Source organism: Massilia sp. YIM B02769 (genome assembly GCF_030411995.1).
Lineage (GTDB): Bacteria > Pseudomonadota > Gammaproteobacteria > Burkholderiales > Burkholderiaceae_D > Telluria.
Genome location: NZ_JASNRC010000011.1, coordinates 33492 through 52444, shown reverse-complemented (window position 1 = coordinate 52444; position 18953 = coordinate 33492). Strand labels below are relative to the sequence as shown.

The 18953-nt window shown below is 65.9% G+C and carries 11 protein-coding genes and 2 riboswitches; of the genes, 6 read left to right on the top strand and 5 right to left on the bottom strand.

Annotated features, from left to right (window positions below; genetic code table 11):
• Positions 1 to 30: 30 nt before the first annotated feature.
• Genes ligA through smc form a run of 3 tightly spaced genes read right to left on the bottom strand, consistent with a single transcriptional unit; the run spans position 31 to position 7090 of the window.
• Complete coding sequence (ligA, locus tag QPK31_RS18335; RefSeq protein ID WP_290424335.1) at positions 31 to 2379, bottom strand: NAD-dependent DNA ligase LigA; 2349 nt, start codon at positions 2377 to 2379, stop codon at positions 31 to 33.
• Positions 2380 to 2387: 8 nt separating this feature from the next.
• Entirely contained in the window at positions 2388 to 3569 is a 1182-nt protein-coding gene (locus tag QPK31_RS18330; protein WP_290424334.1) for a cell division protein ZipA C-terminal FtsZ-binding domain-containing protein, read from the bottom strand.
• Positions 3566 to 7090, bottom strand: coding sequence for a chromosome segregation protein SMC (gene smc, locus QPK31_RS18325; protein ID WP_290424333.1), 3525 nt, complete (start codon positions 7088 to 7090; stop codon positions 3566 to 3568). Before smc ends, QPK31_RS18330 begins: the two co-directional genes overlap by 4 nt.
• A 360-nt stretch (positions 7091 to 7450) precedes the next feature.
• On the opposite strand from smc, the gene QPK31_RS18320 reads away from it, so the two are divergent.
• A complete protein-coding gene (locus QPK31_RS18320) occupies positions 7451 to 7654 on the top strand; it encodes a hypothetical protein (RefSeq protein WP_290424332.1) in 204 nt (67 codons plus the stop codon).
• A gap of 456 nt (positions 7655 to 8110) precedes the next feature.
• Here the strand turns inward: QPK31_RS18320 and QPK31_RS18315 are convergent, their stop codons facing one another.
• Positions 8111 to 10738 (bottom strand): DUF1631 family protein, encoded by a 2628-nt coding sequence (locus QPK31_RS18315; RefSeq protein WP_290424331.1) that lies wholly within the window; start codon positions 10736 to 10738, stop codon positions 8111 to 8113.
• A gap of 237 nt (positions 10739 to 10975) precedes the next feature.
• On the opposite strand from QPK31_RS18315, the gene QPK31_RS18310 reads away from it, so the two are divergent.
• Both QPK31_RS18310 and QPK31_RS18305 read left to right on the top strand, forming a co-directional pair.
• Positions 10976 to 12289 (top strand): methyl-accepting chemotaxis protein, encoded by a 1314-nt coding sequence (locus tag QPK31_RS18310; RefSeq protein WP_308633863.1) that lies wholly within the window; start codon positions 10976 to 10978, stop codon positions 12287 to 12289.
• Between the two features lie 198 nt (positions 12290 to 12487).
• Positions 12488 to 12823, top strand: coding sequence for a hypothetical protein (locus QPK31_RS18305; protein WP_290424330.1), 336 nt, complete (start codon positions 12488 to 12490; stop codon positions 12821 to 12823).
• Positions 12824 to 13178: 355 nt separating this feature from the next.
• Here the strand turns inward: QPK31_RS18305 and QPK31_RS18300 are convergent, their stop codons facing one another.
• Positions 13179 to 13739 (bottom strand): ATP-dependent Clp protease proteolytic subunit, encoded by a 561-nt coding sequence (locus QPK31_RS18300; RefSeq protein WP_290424329.1) that lies wholly within the window; start codon positions 13737 to 13739, stop codon positions 13179 to 13181.
• Between the two features lie 126 nt (positions 13740 to 13865).
• A riboswitch (glycine riboswitch) is annotated at positions 13866 to 13953 on the top strand.
• 16 nt (positions 13954 to 13969) lie between these two features.
• A riboswitch (glycine riboswitch) is annotated at positions 13970 to 14064 on the top strand.
• A gap of 66 nt (positions 14065 to 14130) precedes the next feature.
• Between QPK31_RS18300 and gcvT the strand changes: the two genes are divergently transcribed.
• From gcvT to gcvP, 3 genes are all read left to right on the top strand, one after another.
• Positions 14131 to 15273 carry a glycine cleavage system aminomethyltransferase GcvT gene (gene gcvT, locus QPK31_RS18295; protein ID WP_290424328.1) on the top strand — a complete coding sequence of 381 codons (1143 nt, stop codon included), beginning with the start codon at positions 14131 to 14133 and terminating at the stop codon, positions 15271 to 15273.
• Between the two features lie 55 nt (positions 15274 to 15328).
• Positions 15329 to 15709, top strand: a complete 381-nt coding sequence (gene gcvH, locus QPK31_RS18290; protein WP_229439779.1) for a glycine cleavage system protein GcvH — start codon at positions 15329 to 15331, stop codon at positions 15707 to 15709.
• A gap of 230 nt (positions 15710 to 15939) precedes the next feature.
• A complete protein-coding gene (gene gcvP, locus QPK31_RS18285) occupies positions 15940 to 18822 on the top strand; it encodes an aminomethyl-transferring glycine dehydrogenase (protein WP_290424327.1) in 2883 nt (960 codons plus the stop codon).
• Positions 18823 to 18953 lie beyond the last annotated feature (131 nt).

Genomic DNA, 18953 nt, shown 5'->3' with positions numbered 1-18953 from the left:
CTGCGTCATGCTGTGCTTCCTCTGTCTCGTTTAGTTACCCAGCAGCGCCAGCAGGCCTGCTTCGTCCAGCACCGTCACGCCCAGCGCCTCGGCCTTTTCCAGCTTGCTGCCGGCTTCGGCGCCGGCCACCACATACGATGTCTTCTTCGACACCGACCCCGAGACCTTGCCGCCGGCCGCTTCGATCAGCGCGCCGGCCGCATCACGCGACATGGTCGGCAGCGTTCCGGTCAGGACGAAGGTCTTGCCCACCAACGCCCCTTGCGGCGCTTCGGCTTCCTCGGGCAAGGCGTCCAGCAGTTCGCGCCGCAGCGCCGACAGCGTCATCAGCGCCTCGCGGTTGGCTTCGACCGCCATCCACGACTCCAGCGAAGTCACCAGCGCCTGCGGCAGGCCGAACACACCGAACACCTTCAGGAAGGCCAGGTCTTCCAGCGTGCGGCCCTCCAGCAGCTGGCGCGCGCGCGGCTCGGTCAGCTTCGGGATGCCGAGGGCGGCCAGCAGCTGGACTTCGTCGAGCTTGTCGCGCAGCGCCGCCTTCGGCGCGTGCTCGCCCTGCGGCGCCACGCCCGTTTCCAGCAGCGCGTTCAAGGCGAGCTGGTTCTTTTCCTCGGCAAAGAAGTCGGCGATCGACTCGGCCACGGTGCCGCCGATGTCGGGCAGCACGCGCAGCAAGGCCGCCGGCGCACGCCGTACCAGGGCCAGCGAACCGAGCCAGTCGGCCAGGGTTTTCGCGGTCGACTCGCCGACATGGCGAATGCCGAGCGCGAACAGGAGGCGCTCCAGCGGCGGGTGCTTGCTGGCGGCAATCGCGGCGAGCAGGTTGTCGGCCCACTTGGTCGCAACCTTGCCCTGTTTTACCGTCTCGGGCGTCGTGCCGTCGCGCTCGTCGGCTGCGCGCTTCATCTGCAGCAGGTCGTCGAGCGTCAGCGTGTAGAGGTCGGCCACGCCGTGGATCAAATTGCACTCGACCAGGCTGTCGATGTAGCGGTCGCCCAGGCCCTCGATGTCCATCATGCGGCGGCCGGCGAAGTGGCGGATCGCTTCCTTGCGCTGGGCCGCGCAGGTCAGGCCGCCGGAGCAGCGCGCTACCGCCTCGCCCTCTTCGCGCACCACGTGCGAGCCGCATACCGGGCAATTCGTGGGCAAGGTGTACACCATCGGTTCCGGTGTCGGGCGCCGTTCCAGCACCACCGACAAGATTTCCGGGATCACATCGCCGGCGCGGCGCACGATCACGGTGTCGCCGATGCGCACGTCCTTGCGCCTTACCTCGTCTTCGTTGTGCAGGGTGGCATTCGTGACGGTCACGCCGCCCACCGACACCGGCACCAGGCGCGCCACCGGGGTGATGGCGCCGGTGCGGCCCACCTGCACGTCGATGGCCGAGACCACGGTCAGCGCTTCCTCGGCCGGGAATTTATGGGCGAGTGCGAAGCGCGGCGCGCGCGAGACGAAGCCGAGCGCGCGCTGGTCCTCGATGCGGTCGACCTTGTACACGACGCCGTCGATCTCGTAGGGCAGCATCGGGCGCTTGTCTCCAATGCCGCGGTAGTAGTCTAGCAGGCCGGCGCTGCCGCGCACCACGGCGCGTTCCTTCGACACCGGCAGGCCGAGACGGTCGAACCAGTCCAGCACCTTCGAGTGCGATTCCGGGATCTCGGCGCCTTCCACCAGGCCGATGCCGTAGGCGAAGAAGCGCAGCTTGCGCTGGGCGGTGATGCGCGCGTCTAGCTGACGCAGGCTGCCCGCGGCGGCATTGCGCGGATTCGCGAATTCCTTCTGGCCGGCCTCGCGCTGGCGCTCGTTCAGCTTCTCGAAGTCGGCCTTGAACATCAGCACTTCGCCGCGCACTTCGAGCACCGCAGGGATATCGTCGCCATGCAGGCGCAGCGGGATCACGCGCACGGTGCGGATGTTGGCGGTGACGTCTTCGCCGGTGTAACCGTCGCCGCGCGTGGCGGCCTGCACGAACACGCCGTTCTCGTAGCGCAGGCTCATGGCCAGGCCGTCGAACTTCAGTTCGGCCGCGTATTCCACCGCGCCGGCGGCCGCGCTCAGGTCGAGGCCTTCGCGCACGCGGCGGTCGAAGTTGTCGACGTCCTCGTCCTGGAAGCCGTTGTTCAGCGAGAGCATCGGCACCGCATGCGTCACCTGCTTGAACTCGGGGATCGGGGCGCCGCCCACGCGCGAGGTCGGGGTGTCGTTCGACACCGCTTCCGGGTGCGCCGCTTCCAACGCCTGCAGCTCGCGGAACAGCTTGTCGTACTCGGCGTCGGGAATCGTCGGCGCGTCGAGTACGTGGTAATTGTAGATGTGGCGGTTCAGTTCCTCGACCAGCCAGGCCATGCGTTCGAGGTAGGCTTGCGCTTCGCTCATGCTGGTCCTCAGCTGAACAGGCGCAACGCGCGGGTGGAGCCGGCCGGGATGTCCGACGCTTCCATCTCCTCGTAGAACTCCTTCACCTGGCCGGCGATCTCTTCCAGGCTGGCGTCGAGCAGCGGCTGCTCGAAGTCGTCGACGATGGTCGCATCCAGGCGCCCCACCAGCTCTTTCGCGCATTTCACCATGGCGCCGAAACCGTCGCGGCTCGGGGCCACGCAAGGCACGTCCAGCAGCAGGGTCAGGCGGTCGGTGTTTTCCGCCCCCATGTTCACGTTGGTCGAGAGCGTGAACAGCACGCCGCCATGGCCGTCGGGCATGGCGAAGCGGCCGTCGGGACGCACGTCGAAGCCGACCTTTTCCAGCGCGCCGATCAGGGTAGCCATCGGCCAGGGCGGGCCGTTGGACTTGAGGTTCACGCCCAGCTGGGCATCGTGGCCGGCGACGAACTTGTGCAGGGTGCGCGCTTCGCTCATCACCTCGATCATGTCGGGCACGGCCGGCTCGGCGCCGATCTCGTCGGCCACGGCGCGCAGGCGCGTGACCAGTTCCGAGTATTCGAGTTCGTTCAGGGCCGTGGTGCGGGTGGCCAGCTGTACGCCGGCCTGCAGCTCGGTATAGACGCCGCCGTGCACGATCGGCTCCCAGTCGCCGCTCACGGCCAGGCCGATGAAGTGGATCGGCTTGTTGCCGACGCGGCGCAGTTTCAGCAGCGAGGGCAGGATCTTGTCGCCGCGCGCCGCGCCTTCCAGCGCCAGCGGGATCATGCAGTCGATCAGCGGATCGACCAGGCTTTCGGCCACTTCGGCCGGCGCGGGCCCGGCGGTCACCCCGGGCGCGGTCACGCCGGGCGGCGGCGCGGCCGGCTCCAGCGCGGCCGAGGCAGCGGCAACCGTGCCGGCACCCGCGCCGGCACTGCCACCCACGGCGCCCAGGTCGGGCGCGGCGGCCGATGGCGCGCCAAAGCTCGGCTCCATCGCTTCGGCGCCGGGCATGCCGACGTCGAGCACCGGTTCCTGGCGGTCGACGCCGACCGAACCGCTGCGCATCAGGACGTCGTCGTGGTCGGAAGCAAAGGCGCGTTCGACGGTTTTCCTCGCCTTGTACTCCTGCCACTTGTTGTAGGTGATGACGCCGACGACGAAAACGCCGCCAGCCGCGATCAGGCTCATTTGGAAGTCTGTCATGCTGCTTGTGCCTCTTGTGCGAAGTGGGCGGCGGACTCCATGTCCACCGCCACGATGCGCGATACGCCCTGCTCCTGCATCGTCACACCGATCAGTTGATTGGCCATCTCCATGGCGATTTTATTGTGGGAGATGAAAAGAAATTGGGTATGGTCCGACATGCGCTTCACCATGCGGCAGAAGCGTTCGGTGTTCGCGTCGTCCAGCGGCGCGTCCACCTCGTCCAGCAGGCAGAACGGCGCCGGATTCAGGCGGAACATGGAAAACACCAGCGCCGTCGCGGTCAGGGCTTTCTCGCCGCCCGACAGCAAGTGGATGGTCGCGTTCTTCTTGCCCGGCGGCTGGGCCATGACCTGGACGCCGGCGTCGAGGATCTCGTCGCCGGTCATCACCAGGCGCGCCTGGCCGCCGCCGAACAGGATCGGGAACAGTTCCGAGAAATGGGTGTTCACGCGGTCGAAGGTGTCCTGCAGCAGGTCGCGCGTTTCCTTGTCGATGCGGCGGATCGCGTCTTCGAGCGTGGCGATGGCCTCGTTCAGGTCCGCGTTCTGCGAGTCGAGGAAGCGCTTGCGTTCGGTGGCAGTGGCCAGTTCATCCACGGCGGCCAGGTTCACCGCGCCCAGCGCCGCGATCGCATTCGTCAGGCGCGTGACCTCGGCCTGCAGGTATTGCGGCTTGAGCTCCGGGTTCAGCTTCCCGGCCAGCTGCGCTTCGTCGGCGCCGGTGGCGGCCAGTGCTTCGGCAAACTGCTCCTGGTTCAGGCGCGCGGCCTGTTCCTTCAGCTGCATTTCCGTGATGCGGTCGCGCTGCGGCTGCAGGCCGCGCTCGTTGCCCATGCGCGATTCTTCCGCGTGGCGCAGTTGCTGGGCCACTTGGTCGAGTTCGTGGCGGGCGTCGGAAAGCAGCCGTTCCTGGGTGGTGCGGCGCTCCAGCAGTTCCTGCAAGCCTTCGTGGGCGGTGCCCGACTCCAGCGCCGTCAATTCGGCTTGGCCGGAGGCCAGGCTCTCGGCCACCTGCGCCGCCTGCTGCTGGGCGGTGGCGATGCTGCGCCGCAGTTCCTCGATCTTCGCGCGTCCGGTCTTCTCGGCGAACAGGGCTTCCTGGGCGCCGCGTTCCAGGTCGCGCAGCTTGTCGCGCGCTTCGGCGAGTGCCGCTTCGCGCTGCTGGAACAGGGTCTGGCCGTCCTCATGGTTGCCCTGCAGTTCGGCCAGCTCCATGTCGAGGACTTCGAACTGCTCCTCGGCTTCCGCCCGCACCTGCTGCTGCTCGGCTTCCTGGGCGCCGATCTCGTTCAAATCGAGGTCGATCTGGTGGCTGCGCTGGTTGAAGCGCGCCTCGACTTCGCTCTGGCGCACCACCTCGATCTGCAGCGCGTGCACGTCGCGCGTCAGCGTGCCGACGCGGGTGCGCGCATCCTGCAGGCGGCGCTGCAGGTCTGTGACGGCGGCATCGGCGCGGGTGGCGCGGCTGCGTGCTTCGTCCAGCAGCAGGGCCTGGGCGCGCAGCTGTTTGGCCGTGTTGTCGATGTCGTGCTGGCGGCCCAGCATGCCGTCCTGCTCGGCATCGGGCGCAAAGAAGCGCACGCTGGATTGGGACACCATGTGGCCCTGGCGCGTGACGAAGGCGCCGCCTTGCGGCAGTCGCGCGCGCTCGGCAAAGGCGGTGGCCGCGTCCTCGGCCACGAAGACCAGGTGCAGCCAGTCGTTCAGCACGCCGCGCAGGCCGGGGTCGTTCAGCTTGAGCAGGTTGGCGAAGGGCTTCAGGCCTGGCGCCTCGGCCGCGCCTGGCGCGCCTGGCGCCGGCGAGTACAGGGCCAGGCGCGCCGGCGGCGCATCGCTCAGGAAAGCCTTGGCCCAGTCGATGTTCGACACTTCCAGGGCGCCGGTGCGCTCGCGCAGCACGGCTTCCAGGGCGGTCTCCCAGCCCTCTTCCACCTGCACCTGCTGCCACAGGCGCGGCAAGCCGGCCAGCTCGTGCTTTTGCAGCCAGGGCGCGACCTTGCCCTGGCTTTGCACGCGTTCCTGCATTTGCTTCAACGCCGACAGGCGGGCTTCGAGCTTGGCGTTCGATTCGGACTCGGCCTGGACCTGGGCATGCGCTTCGCGCCGCTCGGTTTCCACGCGCTCCTGCTGCTCGCTCGCTTCTTCCTGCAGCATGGTCTGCTCTTCGAGCGTCAGCTGCTTTTCATCTAACTGCATGCGCAGGTTGGCCAGGTGGGTGCTGTCGGGCGGGCTGAGCGCGTTCTTTTCGCCTTGCAGGCGTTCGCGGCGCGTGGCCAGGCCGGTCAGGATGTTCGCGGCATTGCGTCCGTGCGCTGCGGCGAGCTCGATGCGCTGCTGGATCTGCATGATGCGGGCGCGCGATTCGTCGGCCTTGCGCTGGGCTTCGCGCCAGGCGGCGTCCAGCTCGGGCAGGCGTTCGCCGGCCGCTTCCACCGCGATCTGCGCGCCTTCCGCGCGCGCGGCCAGTTCCTCGACGTGGAAGCTGGCTTCCTCGATCTGCTCTTCGTATTCTTGCGCTTGCGCCAGCCATCCGTCGCGTTGCGCGGTGAGCGTGCCGAGCTGGTTCTGCAGGCGCGTGCGCGATTCGATCACGAACTTGATCTGGGCTTCCAGGCTGCCGATCTCGGAATTGGTCTGGTACAGCGCGCCCTGCGCCGTGTGCAGGCGGTCGCCGACAGCAAAATGGTGCTGGCGCAGGTGTTCGAGCTCCAGCTCGACGTTGCGCAGCTTGGCCGTCTGCTCTTCCAGACTGTTCTGCGCTTCTTCCATCTCGCGGAACCAGCGCTTCTGTTCGGCCTCGGCTTCGTTCTTGCGCAGCAGCCAGAGCAACTTCTGCTTTTCTTCCTGGTCGGCTTGCAGCTGGTGGAAGCGGTTGGCCACTGCCGCCTGGGCTTCGAGCTTTTCCAGGTTGGCGTTCAGTTCGCGCAGAATGTCTTCCACGCGCAGCAGGTTTTCGCGCGTATCGGATAAACGGTTTTCGGTCTCGCGCCGGCGTTCCTTGTACTTCGAGACGCCCGCCGCTTCTTCCAGGAAGACGCGCAGTTCTTCCGGGCGCGATTCGATGATGCGCGCGATCATGCCCTGGCCGATGATGGCGTAGGCGCGCGGGCCGAGGCCGGTGCCGAGGAAGATGTCCTGGATGTCGCGCCGGCGTACCGGCTGGCTGTTGATGTAGTAGGTGGAGGTGCCGTCGCGCGTGAGCGTGCGTTTCACCGCGATCTCCGCGTACTGGCCCCACTGGCCGGCGGCCTTGCCCATGCTGTTGTCGAACACCAGTTCGACCGAGGCGCGGCCGGAGGGCTTGCGGTGCGTGGAGCCGTTGAAGATCACGTCCTGCATCGACTCGCCGCGCAGTTCCGATGCTTTCGATTCGCCCAGCACCCAGCGTACGGCATCGATGATGTTCGACTTGCCGCATCCATTCGGGCCAACCACGCCAACCAGCTGCCCAGGTACCTGGAAATTGGTGGGATCGACGAAAGACTTGAATCCCGACAATTTAATGGAGGATAGTCGCACCTTGCTTCGGCTACTCGGGAATCGATGAAGCCCGCATCATACCATTTGTTGCTTGCTTTTCGGCCAAGTTTGCAGGCTGTACCGGACGCGGCATCGCGGGATAGGAGAGGCAGCCCCCGGACCAGGTTTTATCCGCACCTGCGCGATACCGCACGATGCTGCGCGAGTTTGCCCGATATGCCCGCGAAGCTGCCCGATGGCGTAGCGATAGCACGCGATTATCTGACGCAAAACAGCGATGGGTCATCGAAAACGAACGATACCAACTGTGAATGTCCAACAGACTGCATAGCCATCGCACCTATCGTTTGAAAGCGGATTTCCGTCGACCGGATTCGCCATGGTTTCGTGCGAATCCCCATGCCGATCGCGCGCTTTCATCACAATATCGTGCGGTTTCGATCAACTGCGTTTGAAAGCGTGCAAATCATGAAAAATCCTACCCCACCTCCCGGGATGACCATGCCGATCCCGGTGGAACTGCATCAGCAACTGCTCCTTGCATCGCTGCAATCTGGTTTCGAGAAAGAAGTATGGGGAAATCGGCGCCGCTGCCATCCGTGACTGGCTGGCCAGGAACCAGCCGGATTCCTTTTCCATGGCCGTGACCAATGGCTATCAATGGAAGACTGTCTTCCTGCCCCACGGCACGCTCTTGCGTACTGTCTTTCATGGCAAGAACTTCCACGCGCGTGTCGGGGGCGATCGCCTATTGTTTGACGGCGCAGCCACGTCGCCAAGCCGCTTCGTGAACGCAATAGGCGGGGTCAGGCGCAATGCGTGGAAAGTCTTGTGGATTTTGCTGCCGAGCGCCTCTGAATGGAAACGCGCAGACTCATTTCGTCCACGTAACAATCCATCCGGCCTGAAGAAGTTATCGGGCAGATCGTGGAAAGTGTCACGCCAAAGCGGAGCGCGGAGATAGGTCCCGTTACCCGCACGCGCCAGTCATCCCTGCCACGGACAGCTGGATGCCAGTACAGCCTCACCGTCCAGCACTGCTGGCGCGTCTTTGCGCGTTCAGCCGACGGCGCGCTGCGGCGCCGGATCGTTGACGGCTTCCTGCATGGCTTCGGTGAGCACGCGGCCGACCACGCCCTCGACGGTGAGCACCCGGATGCTGCCGCTGCGCACTGCCTCGACCAGCTTTTCCGCCGGCAGCGAGAACGATTCCTGGCGCGCCGCGCCCGAGAAGATGAAGAGCGTGCGCAGCGGGCTGACCCAGGCCAGCTTGACCTTGCGCACGCTGCCGTCGCGTTCCTTGAACTCCAGGCGCATGCCGCGCTCCAACTCATCGACAGTCAGTACGGCATCGTCCTTCGGCGTGGACGTTTCCTGCAGCTGGGCCTCCTGGGCGGCCGCGGCCTGTTCCTGGGCGATGCGGCGCAGGGCATCCTGCTGGGCCGCTTCCACCGCGAGTTCGAGCTGGCGTTCCGGCGACAGTTCGATCGGCGCGCGCACGATCTGCAAATGGCATTCGGCCAGCTCGGCAAAGAATTGCAGGCGGTCGGCGTCCTGCCACTTGATGGCGTCGAGCCACTTGTTGAGCGTGGTGAGCAGCGGCGGCAGCTTGGCGATCAGGGCTTTGCGCTGTTCCTGGGTCGCTTTTGGCTTCACGGTCCAGATCAGCTCATCCATGGTATGGGTGGCGTTGTCGACCGCGCCGGGGCGCTCCTCGTCGATCATGTAGGCAAAGGTCAGCACATCGACCCAGCGTTGTTCGAGGAAGGCGGAAACGGTGGCGATCAGCTCGCGGTCGCCCAGGCGCATCTGCACGGCCTGGCGCGCCGAGCGGGTGGCAACGGTTTGCTTTTCGAGTTTGGTGGCGTGCGCGATCGGCCTGGCGATGGCCGCTTCGGCGGCGCGCTCCTCGGCGGCCAGCTGGGCCTCGACCTCGGCCACCGCCTCGGCAAAGGCTTGCGGTTCGGCGTCCGGCACGCGGCCGATCCTGTCGACGCCGCGGCGCATCGCCTGCAGCACCGGATCGTCCGGCGCCTGGCGCTGCTCCCAGCCCATGCGCGACAACAAGTCGATCATGCGCCGCGCCGGGTGCATTTCTTCGAAGAAGAAACTCTGGTCGAGCAAGGCGGCTTTCAGCACCGGCACTTGCAGGAAGCGGATCAGTTCGCGTGTCTCTTGCGGGATGTTGTCGTCCAGCAGGACCGTTTCGAAAATGCGCGACAGCAGATCGAGCGTGTGTTCTTCGCCACGCGACAGGCTGCCCTGGGGCAGGCTTTGCTTCAGGCGCGGCAGGTAGAAGACCTGGTGCGCGCCGCCCTGTGCGTCCAGCTGCGCGCCCGGCTGTGCGTCCGAATGTGCACCCGCCTGCAGGGCCGCGCAGGCTTGCGCGGCGTTGGCGGCATCGGGCGCATCCGTGCCGGGCATGGCGGGCTGGGCAAGCTGCAGCGAGGCGAGCAGGTCGAGCAGCGACGCCGGCGCGGCGGCGGCTGCCGGCAGTGCGCCGGCAACGATGCCTGGCGCCGCTTGAAGATGGCCGTTGCCCGGCGCCGCCACGAAGCCTGGCGCCGGCATCACGCTGCCGGGGGCAAGCTGCAGCACCAGGCCGGGCGCCGCGACAGCGCCGGTTTGCACCGGAATGGCGCCACCCGCCTGGACGAGCTGCACGCCCGCCGGGATGCCATGCTGCGCCACGGCTCCCGCGCCCTGCCCGCTCGAAATATATTGCGGCGAACTCGCCGGCAGCGGGGTGCCCGGCTGGGAAGACGCCGCGGCAGGCGCGACGGGAGCAGCCGCCTGGGCCGGCGCATTCGCCTTGTCCTGCACCACGACAGGCGCGGCCACGCCGAAGCCCAGCGCCGAGCTCGGACGCCAGCCACCGCCCTGCGGCATGTTCGGCAGCTCGGGAATCAGGGACACGGACGGGTCGCTGTCGGCGCCACCCAGCAGGTGACGCAATTGCTGGGCGAGCGCCGCATCCATCCCCGCGCGTTTGGTCCGCGTGGTGTCCGTGGTTTTGCTGATATGAAAGCGCTCGCGCGCCTGTTTGTTGCGAGCCCGCAGTTCCTTGTCGGCGGCTTCAAACAGCGTGCCCAGGTCGAGGAAATGGTCCGGCGTCAGCAGCGGCAGCAGCAAATCATGCGAACCGGCATCCGGCTCGAAGGCGCACCAGGCTTCGTGGATCGCGGTCAGGAACACTTCCGGGCGCAGCGGGTTCTGGCCCGGGCGCAGGATGTCGCGTCCGAGCAGCAGGCCGAGCCGCACGCACAAGCTGGCCAGCACTTCCGAATGCGCGATCTCGAAAGGACGGCACAGCGCACCGAAGGCCACCTTGCTGTCCATGACTTCGATCGGCACCAGGCTCAGCGAATCGAGGTCGGCGCCGGGCCTGGTGGCCGGCGCCAGCTCGTCGGCGGCGGCGTCGAGCGCGCGCGCCAGGGCTTCGCCCGCCAGGTGGATAAAGGCGTAGGAATTGCTTTTCAGGAGGTTGCCGGCGCGGGTGCGGCGGTAGGCGGCCTGGGCGTCGTCGCCGGCCGTGGTCAGGTCGAGCAGCACGGTCACCAGGCGCGTGACCATGCCGCCCAGCCCCTCGCCCGCCCCGCGTGCTGCGGCGCGAACGAGTTGCGCCAGCACCTCGCGCGGCTGTGCTGGCTTGCTGTTGCTGGATGTCTCGGTGTTAGCTTGAGCCATGGTGAATTCCTTCGGCGTGGGGGCGCCGCTCCTGCCATTGTTGCACATTATTGCCGCATGGCAATAGCCCATTTACATATTTCTCGACGTTTTGCCGGTGTGTTGTGGCCTCGCCCCAAGGGTTGCCACCCAGAATAGCTTAACGGCAGGTTTTCTGTTGAGCTTGAACAAATTCGGCGCATTTCCTTTCCATAACATTGGAAGGTCATCCTTCTCCCCTTCCCTCAGGAGCGCCTCATGAAGACCATTCGCCAGCTCGACAGCAGGCTCAAGATCCATGCCGCCTTTGCCCTGCTCTACGCTTTCTTTGCGGGCGCGCTCTTGCTGACTGCCCCCGGCGATGGCGAAACGCTGCTGCGCGGCAGTGTGCTCGGCCCGCTCCTGGCCGGCCTCGCGGTGAGCGCCGCGCTGTCGGCCTGGCTCGGGCGCGAATCGCAGCGCGCCTTGCGCGACGCCTGCCGGATGGCCCAGCGCCTGGCCGACGGCGACCTGCGGGTACGGCAGGACAGCCGGCAGCCCGGCGAGGCCGGCAAGCTGATGGGAACGCTGGCAGTCCTGGCCGCCAAGCTGGCAACGGTGATCAAGGAAGTGCGCAGCGGCGCCGAAGGCATCGCTACCGGCACTGGAGAAATTGCCACCGGCAATATGGATCTGTCGACACGCACCGAGCAGCAGGCGGCGTCGCTCGAAGAAACGGCGTCCTCGATGGAAGAGTTGACGGCCACGGTGCGCCAGAACGCGGACCACGCCCACGCGGCCAGCCGGCTGGCGGTGTCGGCCTCGGAAGTGGCGGTCAAGGGCGGCCAGGTGGTGGCGGATGTGGTCGGCACCATGGCCTCGATCAACGATTCCTCGAAACAGATCAGCGAGATCATCGGGGTGATCGACGGCATCGCCTTCCAGACGAATATCCTGGCGCTGAACGCGGCGGTGGAAGCGGCCCGCGCCGGCGAACAGGGGCGCGGCTTTGCGGTGGTGGCGTCCGAGGTGCGCAGCCTGGCCCAGCGCTCGGCGGCGGCGGCCAAGGAAATCAAGGCCCTGATCGACGATTCGGTGGCCAAGGTCGATGCCGGCACCCTGCTGGTCGACAAGGCTGGCAAGACCATGGAGGAAGTGGTCGCCAGCGTCAGGCGCGTGACCGACATCATTGCCGAGATTGCCGACGCCAGCATGGAGCAGACCGCGGGCATCGAGCAGGTGAACGGCGCGATTGCCGCGATGGACCAGGCCACCCAGCAGAACGCCGCCCTGGTCGAGGAATCGGCGGCTGCGGCCACGGCGGTGCGCGAACAGGCGGCGGCACTGACGCGCGCCACCGGCGCTTTCGTGCTGGCGGAACCTGGCGCGGCCGCTGCCGGCCAGGCCGCGACGGTGTCGGACAACTCCGCGGCGCGCCCGGCCGCGCGCCTGCCCGGGAAAACAGCCACCGCCCCCGCTTCCCTGCGTCCGGCAACGGCAGCCGGACCCAAAACCGTCAAATCGGCAGCACCCGCAAAACGCACCGCGATCAAACCGGCGCCGAAATCGGCAGCGGATTGGGAAGAGTTTTAATTCGCTGGCGATTTAGATTGACGTATTTGAGGAAGCGATTATTTTTAATATGTAGGACTTCCCCCTACACAGGCTCAGGCGGTCATCCGATACCTCTTCCACAGCGTGGGTCGCATGATGGCGCAACCGAACCGACTGCTCAACCCAACGCAGTAGTTTGGCGAGTGACGTATTTCTCTACATTGAAAGGAAATAATCATGGCCTCGAATCAAAACAAAGGTACGCAAGGCGGCACCCCTGAGCAACACGCGGCAGCCGGCCGTCAAAGTCACAAGAACGACGCGAACAAACAGTCCGGTTCGGGCTCGGGTTCGCGCTCGGGTTCCGCGTCGGGATCAGGTGCGGGCACCCGCGGCGGCACGCCTGAACAGCATGCCGAAGCCGGCCGCCAGAGCCACAAGAACGACGGCAACAAGCAGTCGGGCTCGGGTTCCGGTTCGCGTTCGGGCTCCAGCTCGGGCAACAGCATGCGCAGCGACGCCTCCGAGCAGAACCTCGAGCTCGGCCGTCAAGGCAACAAGAGCAAGCGCTGATGCGCGCATCTGCTGTCCTTTGACAGGACGCCGATGAACAAAAAGCCTGGCGCATCATGCGGCCAGGCTTTTTTAATATCGGTTTTCATTATTGCGTCGATCGGACAATCGGCTATTTGCAGAACCGGGCAACGACGCACATATTTTATTGTCGCGTTAACCCGACTGCAAATACTATTTGCAATGACAGGCCGATTGATGAATACGATATTGATTCATCTATTTTCCTGGCGAATCCGGCATGCATTTGCTCGGCAATAAATGAAAAAGCCGGCAGGAACCCGCATCGCTATCGCAATGCATTTCCCTGCCGGCCCGCGTGACGCCTATGCCGGATAGTGCGTCCGATCTTGCGTCAAATATTGCGCAGGATCGCCCCTTTCGGCGGTGCGAAATCGGCCACGTCGTCGATCATGCGCGCCGTTTTCGCGTCGCGAGCATTCAGGTGCAAGTCCGAATACTGGTGGATCGCCCACTGGTCCGGCGTCAGTTCGATATGCCGGCGCAGGATCGATTCGGTACGCGCATCGTCGGCGCGCAAGCCCTCGACGATGATGTTCAGCGCATCCGGGCGCGAACCCGGCGAGGCCGTGGCGTGCGATTTATGCACCATGAAGCGCGCCGTGTCGCTGGCGTAGCGCCGCGAGCCGGCCAGGTACATGATGACGGCGATCGAGGCCACCGCCCCGCCGTTGTACATCACGAATTCGATCGGCGACTTCGACATGAAGTTGTACAGGCACAAGCCGTCGCTGACGTAGCCGCCATTCGACTGCACCAGCACGTGGGCCGTTTCGATCCCGTCCTCGGTCATGTGGCCGACCGCCTCGAATACCCGGTGCACCATGTCGCTGTTGACGTCGCCGGACAGCGTGAACCAGGCTTCCTTGTCGTGTTTGGTTTGATCTTCGCTCATCGTTTTTCTACCCGCAAAGTGACAACCCCAGTGTAACAAATGGAAGAAAAAGCCTGCGCGCATGCTCGCCAACGGTGCGCGCCCTCTCCTTTCATTGACACGGCTGCACGAGTAACATATTCTCCACAGTCTTGATCGGGAGAGGGCAGATTCCACGCTGCCGCCGAAGGGGCATCACCCAAAAACTCTCAGGCAAAAGGACCGGTCAGGGGACGGTGCGCATGGCGTACCGGACCAACTCTGGAGAGCGGCCAGTAGCCCTGGCCCACCGAAGGGGCAGGCGGATTTCCGCTATCTCTCAGGTACCAAGGACAGAGGGGCGCGCAGCCGCGTACGGCCGCTTCAGGCGGCATGCGTGGCGGCTCCCTTATTTATCTGCCCAGAGGATTCCATGACGCTCCAAGCGACCCCGCTCAATTCCGCACACCGCGCCGCCGGCGCCAAGATGGTCGACTTCGGCGGCTGGGACATGCCGGTCAACTACGGTTCGCAAATCGAAGAGCACCACGCCGTGCGCACGGACGCCGGCATGTTCGACGTCTCGCACATGTGCGTGGTCGACCTCGAGGGCGCGAATGTCCGCGCTTTCCTGCGCGGCCTGCTGGCCAACAACGTCGACAAGCTGCAAGTGCCGGGCAAGGCCCTGTACTCGGCCATGCTGAACCCCGAGGGCGGCGTAATCGACGACCTGATCGTCTATTTCTTCCGCGAAGACTGGTTCCGCCTGGTCGTGAACGCCGGCACCGCCGAGAAGGACGTCGCCTGGATGCGCCAGCAGAACGACGCCACGAACAGCGGCCTCACCATCACCCCGCGCCGCGACGGCCTGACCGACAGCGCGAACGCCATCGCCCTGGTCGCCGTGCAGGGCCCGAACGCCCGTGCCAAGGTCTGGGAAGTGCTGCCGCAAACGAAGGCGGCCTCGGAAGCCATGAAGCCCTTCAACGTCGTGATCGTGCCCGACACCGCCTTCGGCGAAGCCATGGTCGCGCGCACCGGCTACACCGGCGAAGACGGTTTCGAGATCGGCGTGCCGGCCACGCAAGTCGAAGCGCTGTGGAATGCCTTGATCGCCGCCGGCGTGAAGCCGGCCGGCCTGGGCGCGCGCGACACCCTGCGCCTGGAAGCGGGCATGAACCTCTACGGCCAGGACATGGACGACAGCGTCAACCCGCTCGACGCCGGCCTGGGCTGGACGATCGACCTGGTCTCGGAGCGCGACTTCATCGGCAAGGCGGCCCTGCAAACCAAAGGCCAGAACGCCCGTTTTGTGGGCCTGATCCTGCGCGAAAAAGGCGGCATCCTGCGCGCCCACCAGAAGGTGATCGCCGCGTCCGGCGCAGGTTCGGAGAAATTCGGCGAAATCACCAGCGGCACCTTCAGCCCGAGCATGCAGCAGGCCATCGCCTTGGCGCGCGTACCGATGGACGTGCAGGTCGGCGACACCGTCCACGTCGAGATCCGCGACAAGAAGCTGGCCGCCAGCGTGGTCAAGCTGCCTTTCGTGCGCAACGGCAAAGTGCTGGCTGTTTAATACCGGCGATACCCGATTTATAATCACGCACCATCCCAAACCAGGAGTCTTTTACATGAACATCCCAGCCGACCTGAAATACACCGAGTCCCATGAGTGGGTCCGCCTCGAAACCGACGGCACCCTGACCGTCGGCATCACCGAGTACGCGCAGGACGCACTGGGCGACATCGTGTTCGTCGAACTGCCGCAGGTCGGCAAGACCTTCACCGCCGGCGACGACGCCGCCGTCGTGGAATCGGTGAAAGCCGCCAGTGACATCTACGCGCCGGTCTCGGGCACCGTCACCGCCGTCAACCAGCCGGTTGCCGACGCCCCGGACTCGATCAACAGCGACGCCTACGGCGCCTGGCTGTTCAAGCTGCAGCCGCAGGACGCCAACGCGATCAACGGCCTGCTGGACGCCGATGCCTACGGCAAGACCACCGACAATTAATTGTCGTCGTTGATCGGCTTGTCACAACGGCTTGTAATCCGGGCGAACGGCCCGAACTACCGCCGTGATCCGTAGGGTGGACGGCTCTGCCGTCCACGCGTCCAACCATCGGATGCGTTTCAACGATGCATGCCATGATTGAACGCGTGGACGGCGAAGCCGTCCACCCTACCGCAGTACCGAATTCATTTCACCCAGCGCCAGCCGCGCCCTCCTCTTTGGCCTCTACCATGACCCGCACCAGCCTCCTTGACCTCGAAGCACGCGATTCCTTCATCCCGCGCCACATCGGCCCATCGGAATCCGAACAGGCAGCCATGCTGTCGACCCTCGGCTACGACACGCGCGAAGCGCTGATCGACGCCGTCGTTCCCGCCAACATCCGCCGCAAGGACACGCTGGACCTGGGCCAGTTCGTCGAACCGCGCAGCGAGGAACAGGCGCTTGAAACCTTGCGTGCGCTGGCCTCGAAGAACAAGGTCATGAAGTCGATGATCGGCCAGGGCTACTACGGCACCTACACGCCGAAGGTCATCCTGCGCAACATCTTCGAGAACCCGGCCTGGTACACCGCCTACACCCCATACCAGCCTGAGATCTCGCAGGGCCGCCTGGAAGCCATCTTGAACTTCCAGCAGATGATCACCGACCTCACCGGCATGGGCATCGCCAACTCGTCGATGCTGGACGAAGGCACCGCCGCCGCCGAAGCCATGACCCTGATCCAGCGCGTCGGCAAGTCGAGCTCGAAGGTGTTCTACGTGGCCGAGGACGTGCTGCCGCAGACCCTGGAAGTGATCCGCACCCGCGCCCTGCCGATCGGCGTCGAAGTGCGCAGCATCGCCCCAAGCGACATCGAGAAGCTCGAAGACACCTGCTTCGGCGTGCTGCTGCAATACCCGGGCGTGAACGGCGAAGTGCGCGACTACCGCGCCGCCTGCGAACACCTGCACGCGATGGGCGCGATGGTGGTCGTCGCCGCCGACCTGCTGGCCCTGACCCTGCTGGCCGCCCCTGGCGAATGGGGCGCGGACGTGGTCGTCGGTAACAGCCAGCGCTTCGGCGTGCCGCTCGGTTTCGGCGGCCCGCACGCCGGCTACCTGGCCACCCGCGACGAATACAAGCGTTCGATGGCCGGCCGCCTGGTGGGCGTGACCGTCGACGCGCAAGGCAACCAGGCCTACCGCCTGGCCCTGCAGACCCGCGAACAGCACATCCGCCGCGAAAAGGCGACCTCGAACATCTGCACCGCCCAGGTCCTGCTGGCCGTGATGGCCGGCATGTACGCCGTGTATCACGGCCCGCAAGGCCTGAAGCGCATCGCCCAGCGCGTGCACCGCCAGGCGAGCATCCTGGCCGCCGGCCTGCAGTCGCTCGGCCATGACGTCGTCAACCACACCTGGTTCGACACCCTGACCGTGCGCACGAGCGACGCCGAAGCGCTGCTGGCGAACGCCGCCGCCCAGGGCATCAACCTGCGCCGCGTCGACGGCACCCACGTCGGCATCTCGCTCGACGAAACCACCACCCGCGACGACCTGGCCCTGCTGCTGTCGGTGTTCGGCAACGGCGCCGCGGTTGACCTGGACGCGCTCGACGCCGGCGCCCAGGACGCCTACCCGGCCGCCCTGCAGCGCACCACCGCCTACCTGACCCACCCGACCTTCAACCGCTACCACGCCGAGCACGAGATGCTGCGCTACCTGCGTAGTCTGGCCGACAAGGACCTGGCGCTCGACCGCACCATGATCCCGCTCGGTTCGTGCACGATGAAGTTGAACGCGACCTCGGAAATGATCCCGGTCACCTGGCCCGAGTTCTCGAACATGCACCCGCTGGCGCCGGAAGATCAATCCGTCGGCTACCGTGAGATGATCGCCCAGCTCGAAGCGATGCTGTGCGCCGCCACCGGCTACGCCGCCATTTCGCTGCAGCCGAACGCCGGTTCGCAGGGCGAGTACGCGGGCCTGCTGGTGATCCAGAAGTACCACCAGTCGCGTGGCGAAGGCCACCGCAATGTCTGCCTGATCCCGTCGTCGGCGCACGGCACCAACCCGGCATCGGCCAGCATGGTCGGCATGAAGGTCGTGGTCACCGCCTGCGACGAGAACGGCAACGTCGACCTGCTTGATCTGAAGGCCAAGGCCGAGCAGTACTCGAAGGACCTGGCCTGCGTGATGGTCACCTACCCGTCGACCCACGGCGTGTTCGAGGAAGGCATCAAGGAACTGTGCGAGATCGTGCACGCGCACGGCGGCCAGGTCTACGTGGACGGCGCCAACATGAACGCGATGGTCGGCGTGGCCGCACCGGGCGCCTTCGGCGGCGACGTCAGCCACCTGAACCTGCACAAGACCTTCTGCATCCCGCACGGTGGCGGCGGCCCGGGCGTCGGCCCGATCGGCGTCGGCGCCCACCTGGCCCCGTTCCTGCCGAACCAGCTGTCGACCGGCTACGTGCGCGACGAACAGGGCATCGGCGCGGTCAGCGCCGCGGCCTACGGTTCGGCCTCGATCCTGCCGATCTCGTGGATGTACATCGCGATGATGGGCGCGGAAGGCCTGACTGCCGCGACCGAAGTGGCGATCCTGAACGCCAACTACATCGCGCGCCGCCTGGCCCCGCACTACCCGGTGCTGTACACCGGCCACGACGGCCTGGTCGCGCACGAGTGCATCATCGACCTGCGCCCGCTGCAGGACAAGACCGGCATCTCGAACGAAGACGTGGCCAAGCGCCTGATGGACTTCGGCTTCCACGCCCCGACCATGAGCTTCCCGGTGCCGGGCACGCTGATGATCGAGCCGACCGAGTCGGAATCGAAGGCGGAACTCGACCGCTTCATCGAGGCGATGATCACCATCCACGCCGAGATCGTGAAGGTCGAGCGCGGCGAGTACGACAAGATGGACAACCCGCTGAAAGGCGCCCCGCACACCGCCGAAGTGGTGACCGCCGACGACTGGCAGCACACCTACACGCGCGAAGTGGCCGCCTTCCCGGTGGCCTCGCTGCGCAAGAAGAAGTACTGGCCGCCGGTGGGCCGTGCCGACAACGTGTACGGCGACCGCAATCTGTTCTGCGGCTGCGCACCGATCAGCGATTACGAGTGATGTGATTCCAGGTTGGTAACCGAAGCCCCGCCGCGTGCGGGGCTTTTTATTTTCCAGGCTCGAACGGCAACCGTAGGAAGGGCCGGGCCGCGCCAGCCTCAATCGTACGGTGGGCACTCCGTGCCCACGCG